Genomic DNA, 14,160 nt, shown 5'->3' on the forward strand with positions numbered 1-14,160 from the left:
TTAGCGGGTGTAGTTTAGTGGTAAAACTACAGCCTTCCAAGCTGTTGTCGCGAGTTCGATTCTCGTCACCCGCTTTGAACTTTGTTCTTTGTACCAAGTTTTTAACTTGGGCGCGTAGCTCAGGTGGTTAGAGCGCACGCCTGATAAGCGTGAGGTCGGTGGTTCGAGTCCACTCGTGCCCATAGTGTTTAGTCCATTACTAGAGAATTGTAACATTATCTTTTCACTAAGAGGACACGGGTTTATTCCCGTATGAACTATTTTGGAGGATTACCCAAGTCCGGCTGAAGGGAACGGTCTTGAAAACCGTCAGGCGTGTAAAAGCGTGCGTGGGTTCGAATCCCACATCCTCCTTTTTTATTAACGCGGGATGGAGCAGCTCGGTAGCTCGTCGGGCTCATAACCCGAAGGTCGTAGGTTCAAATCCTGCTCCCGCAATAAGGCTCGGTAGCTCAGTTGGTAGAGCAATGGATTGAAGCTCCATGTGTCGGCGGTTCGATTCCGTCTCGCGCCATTTATATATTTTGGAAGGGTAGCGAAGAGGCTAAACGCGGCGGACTGTAAATCCGCTCCTTCGGGTTCGGGGGTTCGAATCCCTCCCCTTCCATTTTACGGGCATAGTTTAAAGGTAGAACTAAGGTCTCCAAAACCTTCAGTGTGGGTTCAATTCCTACTGCCCGTGTTAATAGAATTATGGCGGGTGTGGTGAAGTGGTTAACACACCAGATTGTGGCTCTGGCATGCGTGGGTTCGATCCCCATCACTCGCCTATTTTATATTATTGGGGTATAGCCAAGCGGTAAGGCAAGGGACTTTGACTCCCTCATGCGTTGGTTCGAATCCAGCTACCCCAGTTACTATTTGCCGGCGTGGCGGAATTGGCAGACGCGCTGGACTCAAAATCCAGTGTCCGCAAGGACGTGCCGGTTCGACCCCGGCCGCCGGTATAGTATAGACTTAGGAACGTTGTTATTCTTCGTTCCTTTTTGTATTATTTTTTGTATAATAATAGTTATTAAAATTTGATTTAGATTAAGAAAGAGTAGGATAGTATGTCTCGTTCTATCGATTTATTAAAACATCGGTATTTGAAAAATATTAAAGAAAATCCTGAATTGTTTATTGGAGTTGAGCTGGAATATCCTGTTGTAAACTTGGAAGGGGATGCTACAGATGTTGAAGTTATCAAGCACTTATTCCGATATTTAGTTTCTTATTTTGATTTTACTGTCGAAAAGGTAGATGATTTTGGCAATCCGATCCAGTTAGTAGATCCGATAAGTCAGGATGCTATTTTGTTTGAAGTTTCCTATAGTACGATTGAGTTTGCATTTGGTAAGGCAGAAACAATTCAAGAGGTCGAAAATCGTTTCAATAATTATATGAATGTAATTCAGAGAAAGTTAGCTGAATCAAATCATGCTATTGTTGGCTGTGGAATTCATCCCAACTGGGATAAAAATGAGAATAGTCCAGTGGCTTATCCACGTTATCAGATGTTGATGGATTATTTGAATTTGAGTAGAAATGTGACTAAATCAGATTTACATCATTTCCCTGAATATGGTGCTTTTATCTGTGGGAGTCAGGTTCAGCTGGATGTTTCAGAATCTAACTACCTACGGGTGATTAATGCTTTTACCCAAATTGAAGCAGTTAAGGCATATTTATTTGCCAATTCTGAGTTTTCAGGTGCAGATTGGGATACGAAAATTTCAAGGGATATTTTCTGGGAAGAATCCATGCATGGTCTCTATCCAGAGAATGTTGGGGTTAATGCTAGACTCTTTGATGATGAAGATGATTTTTTTGATTATCTAGATCATTCTGCAATTTTTACTGCGGAACGTGATGGACAAACCTATTATTTTTATCCGATTCAGGCTAGGGATTATTTGCCTACATCTGAAATCCAAGCATATGCTCTTAATGGGGATGAGATTCTTATTTATCCTCAAGAGAAGGATTTTGAAACTCATCGTAGTTACCAGTACCAAGACTTAACGACTCGAGGAACGGTTGAGTTTCGTAGTGTATGTACTCAGCCTCTTGATAGGACTTTTGCTTCTGCAGCTTTTCACTTGGGATTATTAGTTCATTTAGACAAGTTAGAAGCTTACTTAGAAACAGCACCTTTCTTTAAAGTATTTGGTAGAAATTACAAATTTTTAAGACGACAATTTTCTAAGAAAAAGCTAACAGATAAGGAGAAAACTGCGATTATAGAGTTTTCAAAAGACTTACTTCTGTTAGCTGAGGAAGGTCTGAAGATGAGAAATAAACAAGAAATGATTTATTTAGAGCCTTTGAAGAAAGAATTGGGACTATAATTTCTTTTATAAAGGGAGAATTTTCTGAAAAATCATGATATAATGGAAGAGACTATAGATAAAGGATAGAGAGTAATGACATTAGTTTATCAATCAACGCGTGATTCGAAAAATATAGTAACTGCCAGCCAAGCTATTTTGCAAGGTTTGGCTACGGACGGTGGTTTGTTTACACCGCTTACTTATCCAAAGGTAGATTTGGACTTTGACAAATTGCAAGATGCTTCTTATCAGGAAGTTGCTAAGTTAGTTTTGTCAGCATTTTTAGATGACTTTACAGCTGAGGAGTTGGACTACTGTATCAACAATGCCTACGATAGTAAGTTTGATACTCCAGCTATAGCGCCTTTGGTGAAACTGGATGGGCAATACAACTTGGAATTGTTCCATGGTTCAACGATTGCCTTTAAGGATATGGCTTTGTCAATCTTGCCATACTTTATGACAACAGCTGCTAAGAAGCATGGTTTGGAGAATAAGATTGTCATCTTGACAGCGACATCTGGTGATACAGGGAAAGCTGCTATGGCGGGATTTGCGGACGTGCCTGGAACTGAGATTATCGTCTTTTATCCAAAGGATGGTGTCAGCAAGGTTCAAGAGTTGCAAATGACCACTCAGACTGGCGACAATACTCATGTTATTGCTATTGATGGTAACTTTGACGATGCGCAAACTAACGTCAAACATATGTTTAACGATGTAGCCCTTCGTGAAAAATTGGCTGCAAACAAATTGCAATTTTCGTCAGCTAACTCTATGAACATTGGTCGTTTGGTACCACAAATTGTTTATTATGTTTATGCTTACGCTCAGTTGGTTAAGACTGGTGAGATTGTGGCTGGTGAAAAGGTTAACTTCACAGTACCAACAGGAAACTTTGGAAATATCTTGGCTGCCTTTTATGCTAAGCAAATTGGTCTGCCAGTTGGCAAATTAATCTGTGCTTCAAATGACAACAATGTTTTGACAGACTTCTTCAAGACACGTGTTTACGACAAGAAGCGTGAGTTTAAGGTAACAACTAGTCCATCTATGGATATTTTGGTATCTTCAAACTTGGAACGTCTCATTTTCCACCTTTTGGGTAATAATGCGGTTAAGACAGCTGAACTCATGAATGTCTTGAATACACAAGGACAATATGAATTGACTGATTTTGATGCAGAGATTCTGGAGCTCTTCGCGGCTGAATATGCGACTGAAGAAGAAACTGCAGCAGAAATCAAGCGTGTCTACGAGTCAGATTCTTATATCGAGGATCCACATACGGCGGTTGCCTCAGCAGTTTATAGAAAATACCAAGCGGTTACTGATGATACGACTAAGACAGTGATTGCTTCAACAGCTAGTCCCTACAAGTTCCCAGTGGTTGCAGTAGAGGCTGTAACAGGGAAAGTTGACTTGACTGACTTTAAAGCCTTGGCTCAATTACATGACATCTCAGGCATTGCAGTGCCACCGGCAGTTGATGGACTTGAAACAGCTCCTGTTCGTCACAAGACAACAGTGGCAGCTGCTGATATGCAAGCAGCGGTTGAGGCTTATCTAGAACTTTAAGACAGAAGAAGTAAACTCGGTTGGGAAACCAACTGAGTTTCTTTTCATCAGGAGGAAGGATTGTTTAAGAAAAATAAGGACATTCTTAATATTGCCTTGCCAGCTATGGGCGAAAACTTTTTGCAGATGCTCATGGGAATGGTGGACAGTTATTTGGTTGCTCATTTAGGGTTGATAGCTATTTCGGGTGTATCAGTAGCTGGTAATATTATCACGATTTATCAGGCGATTTTCATTGCTCTGGGGGCAGCTATTTCTAGTGTTATTTCAAAAAGTTTGGGTCAGAAGGATCAGTCTAAGCTAGCCTATCATGTGACTGAGGCGTTGAAAATTACTTTACTATTAAGTTTCCTTTTAGGAGCTTTGTCTATCTTCGCTGGACAAGAGATGATAGGACTTTTGGGAACGGAGAGAGATGTAGCTGAGAGTGGTGGACTGTATCTATCCTTGGTAGGCGGATCCATTGTTCTTTTGGGCTTGATGACCAGTCTTGGTTCCTTGATTCGTGCAACGCATAATCCACGTTTGCCCCTCTATGTTAGTTTTTTATCCAATGCCTTGAATATTCTCTTTTCCAGTCTAGCTATTTTTGTACTGGATATGGGGATAGCGGGTGTTGCTTGGGGGACTATTCTGTCTCGTTTGGTTGGTCTTGTGATTTTATGGTCGCAATTAAAGTTGCCTTTTGAGAAACCGACTTTTGGTTTAGATAAGGAACTATTGACCTTAGCTTTGCCAGCAGCTGGAGAGCGGCTCATGATGCGGGCTGGAGATGTCGTGATCATTGCCTTGGTTGTTTCTTTTGGAACGGAGGCAGTTGCTGGAAATGCAATCGGAGAAGTTTTGACCCAGTTTAACTACATGCCTGCTTTTGGTGTTGCGACGGCAACGGTCATGCTGGTAGCTCGAGCAGTTGGAGAGGATAATTGGGAAAGAGTAGCTAGTTTGAGCAAGCAAACCTTTTGGCTTTCTCTGGTCCTCATGTTACCCTTGACCTTCAGTATCTATGCTTTGGGTATACCACTAACTCATCTCTATACGACTGATTCTCTAGCGGTGGAGGCTAGTGTTCTAGTGACACTTTTTTCACTACTTGGTACTCCTATGACGACAGGAACAGTCATCTATACAGCAGTCTGGCAGGGTTTGGGCAATGCTCGGCTTCCCTTTTATGCGACAAGTATAGGAATGTGGTGTATCCGCATTGGAACAGGATATCTGATGGGGATTGTTCTTGGTTGGGGCTTGCCTGGTATTTGGGCAGGGACTCTCTTGGATAATGGTTTTCGTTGGTTATTTCTACGCTACCGTTACCAGTGTTATATGAGCTTGAAAGGATAGGAAATGCAGAAAACAGCTTTTATTTGGGATTTAGACGGGACTTTATTGGACTCTTACGAAGCGATTTTATCAGGGATTGAGGAGACTTTTGGTCAGTTTTCTATTCCTTATGATAAGGAGAAAGTAAGAGAGTTTATCCTCAAGTATTCTGTTCAGGATTTGCTTGTGCAGGTGGCGGAAGAGAGAAAACTGGATGTGGAAGTGCTCAATCAGGTGCGTGCCCAGAGTTTGGCTGAGAAGAATGCTCAGGTAGTTTTGATGCCAGGTGCGCGTGATGTGCTAGCTTGGACAGACCAAGTAGGAATTCAACAGTTTGTCTACACTCATAAAGGAGATAATGCTTTTGCCATTCTCAGAGACTTGGGGTTGGAGTCCTATTTTACAGAGATTCTAACCAGTCAGAGTGGCTTTGCGCGCAAGCCTAATCCGGAAGCGGCTACCTATCTGTTAGACAAGTATCAGTTGGATCCTGAGAAGACCTATTATATAGGGGATCGGACTCTGGATGTGGAATTTGCCCAGAATAGTGGGATTCAAAGTCTCAACTTTTTAGAGTCGACTTATGAAGGCAATCACAGGATTCAAGAACTAGAAGATATTACTCGTATTTTTGAGGATTAGGAGTGAGAAGATTGTGTCAGTTTTGTGACAGAGACCTAACAAACTATTTCAAGTAACCGAGTTTGTTACAAGGAATAGACAGTTCTGTTAAATAGGGCCGAGAGGGCTTTTTTTCTACATTTTTTGTGTTATGATAGACAGGTACTCATTTGAAAGGAATTTGAAAGAATGAAGAAAAGAATATTATTAGCCTCAACAGTAGCCTTGTCATTTGCCCCAGTATTGGCAACCCAAGCAGAAGAAGTTCTTTGGACTGCACGTAGTGTTGAGCAAATCCAAAATGATTTGACTAAAACGGATAACAAAACAAGTTATACAGTACAGTATGGTGATACCTTGAGCACAATTGCAGAAGCCTTGGGTGTAGATGTCACAGTTCTTGCGAATTTGAATAAAATCACTAATATGGACCTGATTTTCCCAGAAACTGTTTTGACAACGACTGTCAATGAAACTGAAGAAGTAACAGAAGTTGAAATCCAAACTCCTCAAGCAGACTCTAGTGAAGAAGTGACAACTGCGACAGCAGATTTGACAACCAATCAAGTGACTGTAGATGATCAAACTGTTCAAGTTGCAGATCTTTCTCAACCAATTGCAGAAGCGCCAAAAGCGGTAGAAACTACAAGTACAAAAGAAGTGGCATCAAGTTCAGAAGTTACAGATACAGTGACAGCTTCTGAAGAAGTGGCACCATCTACAGACTCTACTACGCCAGAAGGACAAACAGCTGAAACAACTAGTTTAGCTCCTCAGGCAACGACGCTAGCTGAGAAGCAGGAAACACAAGCAAGCACTCAAGCTAAATCAGCAGTAGAAGCAACTATAACGCCAGTAGAAGAAAAAGCAACCGAAACAACTGCAACAAGTTTAGAAGAAACCTCATCAAATGAAGCTACAACAGCAGTTCCTACTTATCAACCAGAAGAGAAGAAAACAGTTTCAACAACTTACGCAGCTCCAGCAGCGCCCGATTATGCTGGACTTGCGGTAGCGAAATCTGAAAATGCAGGTCTTCAACCACAAACAGCTGCCTTTAAAGAAGAAATCGTCAACTTGTTTGGCATCACATCCTTTAGTGGTTACCGTCCAGGAGATAGTGGAGATCACGGAAAAGGTTTGGCTATCGATTTTATGGTACCAGAAAGCTCAGAACTAGGGGATAGGATTGCGGAATACGCTATTCAAAATATGGCCAGCCGAGGAATTAGTTACATCATCTGGAAACAACGTTTCTATGCTCCATTCGATAGCAAATATGGGCCAGCTAATACTTGGAACCCAATGCCAGACCGTGGTAGCGTGACAGAAAACCACTATGACCATGTTCACGTTTCAATGAATGGATAAACCAGACTTTGTAATATCATTTTGACGAATGAGATATAGCTTTCGTGATAGGAAGCGAGTCTCGTTCGTTTTTTCTTTGTCATACTCTTCGAAAATCTCTTCAAACCACGTCAGTTTTATCTGCAACCTCAAAGCTGTGCTTTGAGCAACCTACGGCTAGCTTCCTAGTTTGCTCTTTGATTTTCATTGACTATCAATATGGATGGAAAATGGAAGTTACCATTTTGTAATGATTGAAGCAACATTCTTGCAATCTATTTTACTTTGTATTATAATTGATTAGTCAATTATTGATAAATCAATAAAAAGGAAGAAGAAATGTTAGAGATTCAAGATTTACTGTATCAACTCCGCTTGTCTGAGCAAGCGAGTACGCAATTGTTTGAAAAAAGGCTTGGGATTAGTTTGACACGGTATCAGATTTTATTATTTTTGCTGAAGCATTCCCCTTGTAATCAAATAGCGGTTCAGGAGTGTTTGAAGATTGATCAGGCTGCTTTGACCCGACATTTCAAAATTCTGGAAAAGGAAGGTTTGGTGGAGCGTCATCGTAATCCTGAAAATCAGCGGGAAGTCTTGGTAGAGGCTACGAAGTATGCTAAGGAGCAATTAGTGGTGAATCCACCTCTGCAGCATATCAAGGTTAAGCAAGAGATGGAAAGTATCTTAACAGAGTCTGAAAGAACAGAACTCAGCCGTTTATTAAATAAATTGGTTTTGGGTATTGAAAATATAGAAATTTAAGGAGAAATAGATGTCAATTATTACAATCATTTTAGCAACGATTGTTGCTTTGGAGCATTTTTACATTTTTTATTTGGAAAGTATTGCAACGCAATCAGATGCGACTAGTCGTGTCTTTAACGTGGACAAGGAAGAACTGGCTCGTCCGTCAGTAAATTCATTGTTTAAAAATCAAGGGATCTATAATGCTTTGCTAGGAGTCTTTCTCTTGTATGGAATTTATTTCTCACAGAATTTAGAAATTGTGACTATTTTTGTTTTATTTGTGATTGGTGCTGCGGCTTATGGCTCTCTCACAGCGGATAAGAAAATTATTTTGAAGCAAGGTGGACCAGCTATTTTGGACTTGATTAGTATTTTTCTCTTTAAATAAGTTCAAAGGTCAATCCTAGTCTCTCTAGTTCTTTTCAACTCGAGAATAAGGGAAATATGTTATACTTGTTTTATTGTCGGAAAAAGAGTTTCATGTAATTGGTTGTAAGGAGTTAGAAATGAAAGTATTAGTGACAGGTTTTGAGCCCTTTGGAGGGGAAAAGGTTAATCCAGCTTTGGAGGCCATTAAAGGTTTACCAACTGAAATCCATGGTGCTGAGGTCCGTTGGTTAGAAGTGCCAACAGTCTTTCACAAATCGGCCCATGTATTGGAAGAAGAGATGAACCGTTATCAACCTGACTTTGTCCTTTGTATCGGCCAAGCAGGTGGAAGAACCAGCTTGACACCTGAGCGAGTAGCCATTAATCAAGACGATGCACGCATTCCTGATAACGCAGGGAATCAACCGATTGACCTTCCCATTCGAGCGGATGGTGCTTCGGCCTACTTTAGCAGTTTGCCGATTAAAGCGATGGTTCAAGCTATAAAAAAAGAGGGATTGCCGGCCTCTGTTTCCAATACTGCAGGGACTTTTGTCTGCAATCATTTGATGTATCAGGCCCTCTATTTGGTAGAAAAGAAATTTCCACATGTTAAGGCAGGTTTTATGCATATTCCTTATATGATGGAACAGGTGGTGAATCGACCGACCACTCCAGCTATGAGTTTAGTGGATATTAGGCGAGGAATAGAAGCAGCAATCGGCGCCATTATAGAACATGGAGATCAGGACCTCAAGTTGGTAGGTGGAGAAACTCATTGATAGAAAAAAGCTTGAGGGGTCACCTTCAAGCTTTTGGACGTTTTCGAGCCAATACTGCTCGGTAAAAAATCATTTTATTGATTTGAATGTAGGGTAGGAGTGAGAAGCTAGCAATTCCAAAGGTAATCCAATTGAGGAAGTACCAAGGAAGGAGTTGTAAGTCTAGAACAAAGCGCTGAAATTTGTAACCTTTCATCAGAAAACGGCTGGTTTTAAGGATTTGTCCTGGTTTGGCTTGTCCCAAGTCTAGGGTGTCACAGAGGAGAAATTCTACCTGCGAATAGGCATAGTATTGTGGAATATAGAGACTATTCCCTACAATCATCAAGAGAATACTTGCTAGAAAGTAGAGACCAAAGGTCATGAGGAAGCGCTCGGTTTCAATTGACGTGAGATCCAGATTAGGAAACTCAGGATGAAGAGCAACGAATTTCTTTGCTAAAAAGCTACTGTAAAAAAGGAAGTAAATTCCAAGCAAACTAGGAATGCTCCATAAGAAGAGATAGAAGCGTTTGAGAAGGAGAGTCAAAAAGGTTTGTGAAAAGTGCTCTTCGTTAAAGAGAGTAAGACTATTTGTGACAGATAGTTCTGTATCAGGATTCTTGATGAGTTTCAGTGTTGTATAGACTGAACTGGTTAGAAGTATGGTCCCGATAAAGGATACTAATAGAGGAAAGAGGTAGGCTTGGAATACATGACCAAACACGCTTAAAAAGGATTGTTCTAAAATAGACTCGTTGATGCGCTCTAAGGGATTGAGGAAGCCAGACAAGATGACCAGCATGCTAGGTAAGAGATAGACGAGAAAGAGGCGGGGATTTTCAGCTTGAAATTGTCTAGCCTGCAGACGAATGGTTTTTAAATCAATTTTTGGGTATTTCATTCTCTCATTATACCATAAATAGTACATAGCTTGCTAATCCTTTGAAATCAGTGGGTTTCTATCGTGTTAAGTAAAAGTGAATACGAAATTGAATACGACTCTACTTTTAGCTGGAGCGGATGAAATCCATGAGTTGATCAACGACTTCAACACGTTGATTATCGTTGATGTGGGTATACATATCAAGGGTAGTTTGAACATTATTATGACCTAATCTGTCCGAAATAATTTTGGCTGTAACACCAGCTTCAAATAGGAGAGAAGCGTGTGTATGTCTAAACCCGTGAGGCGAAATTTTTTTAAGGTTATTGTGTTTACGAAAGAATCTTAAAAGTTTCACTTTCATAGTTGCGGCTAAAAGCCATCCCCCGCTATTGTTCGTAAAAATATAATTCGAATCATGTTTATAAGGCACACCAGCTTGAAAATATTCTTTTATTTGCTGACGTTTCCAGAGTTTTAATACATTCAGAGTCTCATCATCTAAAGTGATAACTCTCTTACTCTTTTTGGTTTTAGGGTCCTGAACAGTTTGTTTTTTACCAACTACAACAGCTGTACGAGAAATACTTAACAACTTATTTTCAAAGTCAACATCTGACCACATGAGTCCGATAGCTTCTCCAGTTCTCAATCCAGAAAAAGCGAGCAAGTGGAAAAAAGTGTAGTCTACTGGTTTGCAATTTGCTTTGTAAACTTTAAGGAATTCGGTTAGTTCCTGTTTTGTATAGTAATTTTCTTTGCCCTTTAATGGCCTATTTTTAGGCTTGATAACCTTGTCTAAAGGATTTGACTTAATAATGTCAATAGAAGTGGCATACTTGAAAATACGGCTGATGACAGAGTAGTAATTAGCATATAGGATATAGCGATTACTTAACTTGATAGCAACCTTTTGACAATAAGCTACACTGATCTGCTGGATTTTCATATCTGTAAAATACAAGTCAATCATAACATCAAGTTTTTTCTTGACGTTCTGATAGGTTGTTGGTTTCACAGTGCTTTTATAGCTATCAAGCCACAACTCAGCGACTTCAGCAAATGTAGGGTTCTGGAAATCTTCATTGTTTGAAAAACCATTTTCTTCAACGTCTAAGAGAAGGTCACGTTCGGCAGCCTTTGCTTCTTTAATGGTTTTAAACCCACGTCGTGTTGTGCGTTTTTCTTTTCCAGTGGCAGGGTCTATGCCTAGGTATGTTTGAAAGAGATATCTAGTCTCTCCTTTTTTTGTAATATATTTTTTTATCATAAAAAGTCCTTTCTTTTCGATTGCTTGCCCGCATAGTTGAAAAGGTGTAGAACTTATGATAAACTATAGTTGTATTTTTTTATCATCCTTTCCATTGCTTGCTTGATGGAAAGTTGAATCCTCACACTCAAAGATTGCCGTCGGAGAGTGTGGGGATTTTTTTATTTTTTAGCGAGAAGCCATACTGTTAAATCTAAATAGTAAGTTAAGTCACTTTTACGAGAAACGACTCTCTCAGTTTCGATATTGAGGGTTTTATATGGTCCTCCTCTACCTGTAAGGATTGCATCATATCTGTAATTTTGATTAGAAATGTAGGATGAAACTTGTGTTGCAATCATAGCTGGTAAGTATCCGACAAAGATATTATTCACTAAAACCTTGACAGCATTTTTATCATGAGGGTTTGATGGCTCAGGCAGTAGATGAACATCTACTGTTTTTAATTTATTGTATTTATAAACTGTTTTATATGTCTCAAGCATATAAGATTTTAAACTCTTATTATCTTTTCCGAAATAGTGGATCCCTCCAGAAAGAAAATCAGCAGCAAGCTCAGCCTCTTCTTTATGATAATTTGTCCCCATCAACAAGAAATCATCATGGAAAACGATCTTATCAACACTAGGACCGCTATAATTATCTATCTTTTTCTTTTTTTCTTGTTTCGCAGTTAAACGACCAATAATGTAAGTTATAAAACCAGTAATAAACAAGAAGAATCCGAGAGGTGGAAACAAAAATAGGAATATAGCACCTAAAAACATAAAGACAAGCCCAGCTTCTTTATATTCTTTTGGAGTGTGTTGCTTTTTGCCGTTCGAGGCAAGAATAGATTGCTGTTTGTTGTTGACCACTTTCTTCTTTCTCTTTTTGGATGATTTAAACAAATCCGAAAGTCCAAAGGTTGTCTTATGATAAATCTTGTTATACATGGCTTTCTTTGGATTTTTAACCCATCCCATCCCTTTCTTACCATAGCCAGGGATAAGGGCTTTTTTAGCCTGTCTTTTCCATTTACTAGTAGTTCTAGCTTTTAAACTTCTGGTCAGACTTGGTTTTCTCATTCCTATTTTCATAAGTTTCTCCTTTTAATTTTCTATTGGCATGAAGTTTCCGACTATTTTTCCAATGATTCTCGGATCTTCTTCAAATGGTGCGAATTTATCTTTATATTTGTTATTGATAGAGACGAGTCTGAGACCGTCTTTTTCTTTATAGACTTTCTTGATATAAGTTTGACCATCCCAATCAACTGCATAAGTGGCACCATCGTAGTCAAAACCTGTTTTTTTGATAAGAACAACCTCTCCATTCATATACTTAGGTTCCATGGAATCTCCGAAAACCCAAGAAGCAAAATCGTGGTCTAGGTCTTTGTCATAAAAAACAGTGTCATAGTTCCCATCGTTGAAGTATGAGAACCCAGTACCAGCTGAAAGTTTTTCAAAAACACGGTATTCAAAAAGCTTTTCCTCAATCATAACCACTTTATTATTCTGCTCTTTTAATTGTTCATTAGCATAGTTCAGAACTTTTTGTTTTCTTGGAGTTGACAACTGTACAGCTTTTTCAGTTATTTTCTGAACAAGAGGGGAAGTAGGTATTTTCAGTTCTTGGACAGGAGTATCGTCTGACATAGGAACATTATATCCCATTAACCAGGCTTCGGAGACCCCCAATGTTTTAGATAATAAAACAAGTTTGTCTTGATCAGGAGAAGACTTTCCTGAAACATATTGTGACAAAGCACTCTTACCCATTTTGATACCAAGTTCCTTTTGAAGTGGTAAAGAACTATTCAAGATATCTACTTGTCTAAGATTTCTTTCAGACAGAATTTGTTTTAGTCGTAAAGATGTTGTAGTTTTCATATTTAACACTCCGTTCTCAATAGTAATTATATATCTATTTGAACAAAAGTTCAAGTGAAAAAGCGAAAAGTTCAAAAAAAATGAACTTATGTATTGACAAGGCAAAGAATAAGGAGTAGAATTATAACTACAAAGGTTCAAATAACTTGAACAAAAAATAGAAAGGGGAATAAATGAAATTTGATTATTCAAAATTGAATGGAAGAATTACTGAAATTTTTAATAGCAAGAAAAAATTCGCTAAAGCTATGAAACTTTCAGAACGAAGTATTTCACTTAAATTAAATAATCAGCGTTATTGGAAAAACAACGAAATTACAACAGCTTGTAATCTGTTACTTATTCCAGATAACCAAATAGGAGATTATTTTTTTAAACCAGAAGTTCAAGAAACTTGAACAAAATAAAACTAGAAAGGAACACTATGAACAACGCAGCGCAAAAAGTAACACGGATTGACAAAGATGCCTGGGAGATTGCTACGGAGCTGGCGAATGAGTACGGCGTATCTATTTGTCACATCATCAGCGAGAGCGTCCGCTACTGTGCAGAGAATGCCGAATTTAAGGAGATGGACGTTGTCGTTAAACGGTTGGTAGTCGGCAGTAAGGTGCTGGAGTAGGAGGGGAAGATGAACGAACTCAAAATAAGAGAAGATGGTATTTATTTGAATAACCAAAAATTAAAAGGGGTGCAAGCAATCAAGACAAAAAGCACGGCCGAAAGATGCCATGCTACTGTCTACTTAAAATTTATTGCCAAGCTGATTTGAAATGAGGTTGGTATTTGATTTCATTATATCACAAACAGAAAGGAGGACGGAATGAGACCAAGACGATATTCGTTCAGTAGACAAATAAAAAACGTACTCCAGCCGCTATCTGAAGTACGCTACGGAAATTGTTCTGCTCAAACTAATAGCAGTAGTCAACAACACTTCGCTGGTATCGTCCCCAGCACTGTAGTTGAAATAAACTCTGATTCTCGATTTTAGAGTCTAGCTTTCCACGGCTTTTAGAGTCTAGCCAAGACGTTTCGGGAAGGCTAACTCTCCCTATTGAACCCTGCT

15 protein-coding genes and 10 tRNA genes are annotated in these 14,160 nt (G+C 39.3%); 21 read left to right on the plus strand and 4 right to left on the minus strand.

Translation table 11 applies throughout. From position 1 onward, the window contains the following. The first annotated feature begins 3 nt into the window (after positions 1-3). The 18 genes from O3636_RS08170 (at position 4) to pcp (ending at position 9,082) form a co-directional block, all read left to right on the plus strand. Positions 4-74: transfer RNA gene (locus tag O3636_RS08170), tRNA-Gly, on the plus strand. Between the two features lie 34 nt (positions 75-108). Next, positions 109-182: transfer RNA gene (locus O3636_RS08175), tRNA-Ile, on the plus strand. Between the two features lie 82 nt (positions 183-264). Then, a tRNA-Ser gene (locus O3636_RS08180) sits at positions 265-354 on the plus strand. 10 nt (positions 355-364) lie between these two features. Beyond that, positions 365-438: transfer RNA gene (locus O3636_RS08185), tRNA-Met, on the plus strand. A 3-nt stretch (positions 439-441) separates the two neighbouring features. Then, a tRNA-Phe gene (locus tag O3636_RS08190) sits at positions 442-514 on the plus strand. Between the two features lie 12 nt (positions 515-526). Next, a tRNA-Tyr gene (locus tag O3636_RS08195) sits at positions 527-607 on the plus strand. Between the two features lie 4 nt (positions 608-611). Further along, positions 612-682: transfer RNA gene (locus tag O3636_RS08200), tRNA-Trp, on the plus strand. A gap of 14 nt (positions 683-696) precedes the next feature. Next, positions 697-769: transfer RNA gene (locus O3636_RS08205), tRNA-His, on the plus strand. A 13-nt stretch (positions 770-782) separates the two neighbouring features. Continuing rightward, a tRNA-Gln gene (locus O3636_RS08210) sits at positions 783-854 on the plus strand. 9 nt (positions 855-863) lie between these two features. Further along, positions 864-947, plus strand: a tRNA-Leu gene (locus tag O3636_RS08215). Positions 948-1,052: 105 nt separating this feature from the next. Next, positions 1,053-2,330, plus strand: a complete 1,278-nt coding sequence (locus tag O3636_RS08220; RefSeq protein WP_371642581.1) for a gamma-glutamylcysteine synthetase — start codon at positions 1,053-1,055, stop codon at positions 2,328-2,330. Between the two features lie 75 nt (positions 2,331-2,405). Continuing rightward, positions 2,406-3,890, plus strand: coding sequence for a threonine synthase (gene thrC / locus O3636_RS08225; RefSeq protein WP_371642583.1), 1,485 nt, complete (start codon positions 2,406-2,408; stop codon positions 3,888-3,890). 60 nt (positions 3,891-3,950) lie between these two features. Continuing rightward, the gene (locus tag O3636_RS08230; RefSeq protein WP_371642585.1) at positions 3,951-5,231 is read left to right on the plus strand and encodes an MATE family efflux transporter; all 1,281 of its coding nucleotides are present in this window, start codon (positions 3,951-3,953) and stop codon (positions 5,229-5,231) included. A 3-nt stretch (positions 5,232-5,234) separates the two neighbouring features. Next, a complete protein-coding gene (locus O3636_RS08235) occupies positions 5,235-5,852 on the plus strand; it encodes an HAD family hydrolase (protein WP_371642587.1) in 618 nt (205 codons plus the stop codon). 168 nt (positions 5,853-6,020) lie between these two features. Then, positions 6,021-7,202 (plus strand): LysM peptidoglycan-binding domain-containing protein, encoded by a 1,182-nt coding sequence (locus O3636_RS08240; protein WP_371642589.1) that lies wholly within the window; start codon positions 6,021-6,023, stop codon positions 7,200-7,202. A 318-nt stretch (positions 7,203-7,520) separates the two neighbouring features. Then, on the plus strand, positions 7,521-7,946 hold the full coding sequence (locus O3636_RS08245) for a MarR family winged helix-turn-helix transcriptional regulator (protein WP_371642591.1): 426 nt from the start codon (positions 7,521-7,523) through the stop codon (positions 7,944-7,946). A gap of 10 nt (positions 7,947-7,956) precedes the next feature. Then, complete coding sequence (locus tag O3636_RS08250) at positions 7,957-8,319, plus strand: DUF1304 domain-containing protein (protein WP_371642593.1); 363 nt, start codon at positions 7,957-7,959, stop codon at positions 8,317-8,319. 118 nt (positions 8,320-8,437) lie between these two features. Next, the gene (pcp, locus tag O3636_RS08255; protein WP_371642595.1) at positions 8,438-9,082 is read left to right on the plus strand and encodes a pyroglutamyl-peptidase I; all 645 of its coding nucleotides are present in this window, start codon (positions 8,438-8,440) and stop codon (positions 9,080-9,082) included. A 25-nt stretch (positions 9,083-9,107) separates the two neighbouring features. On the opposite strand, the gene O3636_RS08260 is transcribed toward pcp, so the two are convergent. The 4 genes from O3636_RS08260 to O3636_RS08275 all read right to left on the minus strand — a co-directional run bounded on the left by O3636_RS08260 (position 9,108) and on the right by O3636_RS08275 (position 13,091). After that, positions 9,108-9,965: a DUF975 family protein gene (locus O3636_RS08260; protein WP_371642597.1), complete on the minus strand. Its 858-nt coding sequence runs from the start codon at positions 9,963-9,965 to the stop codon at positions 9,108-9,110. Between the two features lie 106 nt (positions 9,966-10,071). Further along, a complete protein-coding gene (locus O3636_RS08265) occupies positions 10,072-11,217 on the minus strand; it encodes a tyrosine-type recombinase/integrase (RefSeq protein ID WP_371642599.1) in 1,146 nt (381 codons plus the stop codon). 161 nt (positions 11,218-11,378) lie between these two features. Further along, entirely contained in the window at positions 11,379-12,296 is a 918-nt protein-coding gene (locus O3636_RS08270) for an HIRAN domain-containing protein (RefSeq protein WP_371642600.1), read from the minus strand. A gap of 12 nt (positions 12,297-12,308) precedes the next feature. After that, the gene (locus O3636_RS08275; RefSeq protein WP_371642602.1) at positions 12,309-13,091 is read right to left on the minus strand and encodes a S24 family peptidase; all 783 of its coding nucleotides are present in this window, start codon (positions 13,089-13,091) and stop codon (positions 12,309-12,311) included. A gap of 173 nt (positions 13,092-13,264) precedes the next feature. On the opposite strand from O3636_RS08275, the gene O3636_RS08280 reads away from it, so the two are divergent. From O3636_RS08280 to O3636_RS08290, 3 genes are read left to right on the plus strand one after another with little or no spacing between them, the layout of a single operon-like run. Next, a complete protein-coding gene (locus O3636_RS08280; RefSeq protein WP_061641693.1) occupies positions 13,265-13,489 on the plus strand; it encodes a DUF739 family protein in 225 nt (74 codons plus the stop codon). Positions 13,490-13,515: 26 nt separating this feature from the next. Further along, complete coding sequence (locus O3636_RS08285; RefSeq protein ID WP_001057654.1) at positions 13,516-13,713, plus strand: hypothetical protein; 198 nt, start codon at positions 13,516-13,518, stop codon at positions 13,711-13,713. 9 nt (positions 13,714-13,722) lie between these two features. Further along, positions 13,723-13,863 carry a hypothetical protein gene (locus O3636_RS08290; RefSeq protein ID WP_371642605.1) on the plus strand — a complete coding sequence of 47 codons (141 nt, stop codon included), beginning with the start codon at positions 13,723-13,725 and terminating at the stop codon, positions 13,861-13,863. Positions 13,864-14,160 lie beyond the last annotated feature (297 nt).

This window comes from Streptococcus sp. 27098_8_76, from assembly GCF_041432315.1.
Taxonomy (GTDB): domain Bacteria; phylum Bacillota; class Bacilli; order Lactobacillales; family Streptococcaceae; genus Streptococcus.

What these genes read in the sequence shown, in the direction of transcription:
- O3636_RS08265 (WP_371642599.1), bottom strand. Translation starts at nt 11,217, where the DNA reads ATGATAAAAAAATATATTACAAAAAAAGGAGAGACTAGATATCTCTTT.
- O3636_RS08250 (WP_371642593.1), top strand. Translation starts at nt 7,957, where the DNA reads ATGTCAATTATTACAATCATTTTAGCAACGATTGTTGCTTTGGAGCAT.
- O3636_RS08220 (WP_371642581.1), top strand. Translation starts at nt 1,053, where the DNA reads ATGTCTCGTTCTATCGATTTATTAAAACATCGGTATTTGAAAAATATT.
- thrC (WP_371642583.1), top strand. Translation starts at nt 2,406, where the DNA reads ATGACATTAGTTTATCAATCAACGCGTGATTCGAAAAATATAGTAACT.
- O3636_RS08270 (WP_371642600.1), bottom strand. Translation starts at nt 12,296, where the DNA reads ATGAAAATAGGAATGAGAAAACCAAGTCTGACCAGAAGTTTAAAAGCT.
- O3636_RS08280 (WP_061641693.1), top strand. Translation starts at nt 13,265, where the DNA reads ATGAAATTTGATTATTCAAAATTGAATGGAAGAATTACTGAAATTTTT.
- O3636_RS08240 (WP_371642589.1), top strand. Translation starts at nt 6,021, where the DNA reads ATGAAGAAAAGAATATTATTAGCCTCAACAGTAGCCTTGTCATTTGCC.
- O3636_RS08285 (WP_001057654.1), top strand. Translation starts at nt 13,516, where the DNA reads ATGAACAACGCAGCGCAAAAAGTAACACGGATTGACAAAGATGCCTGG.
- O3636_RS08275 (WP_371642602.1), bottom strand. Translation starts at nt 13,091, where the DNA reads ATGAAAACTACAACATCTTTACGACTAAAACAAATTCTGTCTGAAAGA.
- O3636_RS08235 (WP_371642587.1), top strand. Translation starts at nt 5,235, where the DNA reads ATGCAGAAAACAGCTTTTATTTGGGATTTAGACGGGACTTTATTGGAC.
- O3636_RS08245 (WP_371642591.1), top strand. Translation starts at nt 7,521, where the DNA reads ATGTTAGAGATTCAAGATTTACTGTATCAACTCCGCTTGTCTGAGCAA.
- pcp (WP_371642595.1), top strand. Translation starts at nt 8,438, where the DNA reads ATGAAAGTATTAGTGACAGGTTTTGAGCCCTTTGGAGGGGAAAAGGTT.
- O3636_RS08290 (WP_371642605.1), top strand. Translation starts at nt 13,723, where the DNA reads ATGAACGAACTCAAAATAAGAGAAGATGGTATTTATTTGAATAACCAA.
- O3636_RS08260 (WP_371642597.1), bottom strand. Translation starts at nt 9,965, where the DNA reads ATGAAATACCCAAAAATTGATTTAAAAACCATTCGTCTGCAGGCTAGA.